The organism is Alloalcanivorax mobilis (assembly GCF_002864685.1).
GTDB lineage: Bacteria > Pseudomonadota > Gammaproteobacteria > Pseudomonadales > Alcanivoracaceae > Alloalcanivorax > Alloalcanivorax mobilis.
This window is the reverse complement of the sequence record NZ_NMQZ01000080.1, coordinates 1-2776: the sequence shown is the minus strand read 5'-3', so window position 1 is coordinate 2776 and position 2776 is coordinate 1. Positions and strand designations below refer to the sequence as shown.

General features: G+C 56.9%; 2 protein-coding genes and 1 pseudogene. All 3 read left to right on the top strand.

Translation table 11 applies throughout. The annotated features are described in order from the left end of the window. Positions 1-313: 313 nt before the first annotated feature. Positions 314-700, top strand: a complete 387-nt coding sequence (locus CGS25_RS18830; RefSeq protein WP_232802511.1) for a hypothetical protein — start codon at positions 314-316, stop codon at positions 698-700. Next, positions 697-2058, top strand: a complete 1362-nt coding sequence (locus tag CGS25_RS18825) for a hypothetical protein (protein WP_089031750.1) — start codon at positions 697-699, stop codon at positions 2056-2058. The genes CGS25_RS18830 and CGS25_RS18825 overlap by 4 nt, the downstream gene beginning before the upstream one ends. A 119-nt stretch (positions 2059-2177) precedes the next feature. Continuing rightward, positions 2178-2776: pseudogene (locus CGS25_RS18820) on the top strand (hypothetical protein); the annotation flags it as partial.

The window sequence follows — 2776 nt, the reverse complement described above, 5'->3', positions numbered from 1 at the left end:
GTCAAGGACCGCTCCCCCAGCAAGATCAACGCTCGCATTGTCGTCATTGGCTTACACGCACTTCCGCCCTGGCTGACAGATTCAAAGCGGCGGCTCCGATACTGTTCATAAAGACGCGCGAGGCCACCTGTAACCTGTGGTGGCGTGGGAGCGCCACCCTTGGCGCAACCGAGATATGGACTCTACAACCGCGTTGACAGGTAGAAGAGGGATCGCGAAGATGCGTGATAACCCACTGATTTTTCAATGGCATTGAGCGCAAGGCATGCACATTCGCAGGGACAGGTTTAACAGCAAGCGAAGAATCTGCTCGTTGGACGAACTGGCGGGCACCGATCTTGTGTCTTTGGGAAAGAGGGTGGTCTATTGCGGCAACCCCGTGCACAAGAAAAACCCGGGGGATTTCGGCTTGACGCCGCCATCCGGCCCGCGGCCCGGAAAGACCTTGTGTGATATCGCGAATATTTTTGAGAAAGCGGTAGCCAGCAGGCTATTGCAGGAAGGCGCCAGGCGGGGTTTGGTGAGCAGACAGTTCCAAGGTGAATGGCCCCAGAATATCTGGGCTGTTAATGATGATGGCACAGCTCTGGAAGCCCAATTGGAGAACCGCGACACTGGGGCGTATCACGGCTATCCCTTGCTGCCTACCGATCCTTTCGTTGAATTGGTGACGGAGCAGTGGAGGGCACGACAACCATGACCCATAAGCGCCTGAACCTTGGCTTTCAATGGGAGGCCGCTGGCAATGATACGCCGGAGTCGTACCACACAATGGCGCGGTTGTCGCTGGCGGTTAACGGCTATTCTTTGACGCGTAATGAAGATGGTTGGTCGCGCACGGTCAAAGATGAGGTACTGGTGTCGTTGTACCCGCTGGCTGCCTGGTTTGCCTCTTCTTGGTGGCGTTTACTGCATGAACCGCACCCGGGTAAGGGCGTGCGACCTTCTGTGTCTTGGCGTATGGCGCACGAACTGGCGTCCGCCAATCAGGGCTACGTCTGGCCCACGGTTATGTTTGCTACTGATGGTGAAGGCATACAGGTCTGGTCTTCGCCATCGGATCAGAACATGGAACAATCGGTTCGATATCTGAACGGTTCGAGCTTTCCATCTTTCGTGCCAAAGGACGATTTCCGCGAAGAAATCTCCGGCTTTATTGATGCGGTGGTGAACAGGCTACGCGACTGTGGTTGCACGGATACCGAGCTTGCAGCACTTTGGAAACTTGTCCGTGAAGAATTTGCTGACCCAAAGACGGCTCGCTTACGTACTTTTGAAGCAATGATGGGGTATGACTCACAAGAGTGTCCGCAAGCACTACTTCAAGCCATGGTGGAGTTGTCTGACAAGGTGGGTGAAGAATCCTTGTTGGAGTTGATGTCTGCCTTGGCAATGGGCAAGGAATTTGGGTTATGTCACGAGAAGGAAATTGAGCGCTTTTCGCAATTGCAGGGCGTGGAAGGTGAACCGAATATTCCTGGGCCTGAGGAATTAAACCCTGCTGGGGAGTCGCATGCGCCATGGATGTTGGCGGTTCAGGATGCCAAAAGCGTACGCGATTACCTGGGATGGGGCTTGGAGCCGATTTCCAACGAGAAACTTTTTGATGCGCTGGGTATCAGTGCTGCGACCGTTGAACAGTACACGCCGGAAAATACGTCAAGGGTGTCGGTGGCGATTCCAATGAGTCACCGCAAAATGCGCTTCATACCACGCAAGAAGCACCCCACCGCTCGGCGTTTCGAGTACGCCCGACTTCTCGCTGACTGTACGTCACAGCGCCATGGCGATGGTTGGCTCGTTTCGTCGGACCTGGGCACATTTCGACAGAAATATCAGCGCGCGTTTGCGGCGGAGCTGCTATGCCCAATTGAAGGGGCGAAGGCGTTTATGCAAGGCGATTACTCGGAATCCGCCATTGATGACGTCGCAGCGCACTTTGATGTCAGCACAACCACGGTAATCTCTTTGTTAGCAAGCAATCATCTGCTTGAAAATGATGGTTTTTCCGGTGGCAACGGTGCATGGCCGTATCTTCCGATAGTCGTGCCTGCATAACCCTATCCTTTTCCCCTGCGTCGTCTCGTCCGCGTTTAACTTCACGGTTAGAGGCCAACATCTATTCCGGCCTGGTGTGCCGTCTGTTGCGCCTTCCCTATGCGAACAATGTGTCTGGCTTGGGCACGGCGTTTATTCACGATAGCTGGCTGTATCGGCGGGTGCGCTCGCTGTATGCCTTCGCCAACCGCGGGGCGCGTTGTGTGTTCTTCCAGAACGAGGAAGATCTGCAGGTGTTCAACGCCACCGGCTTGTTGAAGGGCACGCTCACGGTGCTGTTGCCGGGCTCCGGCATGGACACCCTGCGCTTTCCGTTCAGCACCTTGCCCCACGAGGGGCCGTTCACCTTCGTGATGGTGGCGCGGATGATCGCCGATAAGGGCGTGCGCGAATATATGGCGGCGGCGGGGCAGGTGGCCCGGCGGCACCCGGACGCCCGCTTTACCATGCCCCGCCAAACCCTCCTAACCGCCGGCCGCGCCGCCCGCGACCGCATCGAAGCGCAGTTTGACGCGCGGATCGTGGTGGAAGCGGCGTTGGGGTTGGTTCAAGACTCGTTTTCAGTGTTCAGTTTTCAGTGTTCAACCAAAGCGGGCCACGAAGCCGCTGTGGGAGCGGTCCCCGACCGCGAACCTCGCCGCAGGCGAGGCCGGCTTGGCAGGGTCGAAGCGCGGTCAAGGACCGCTCCCACACCAGAATCCACCCCCGGTGCCGGCCT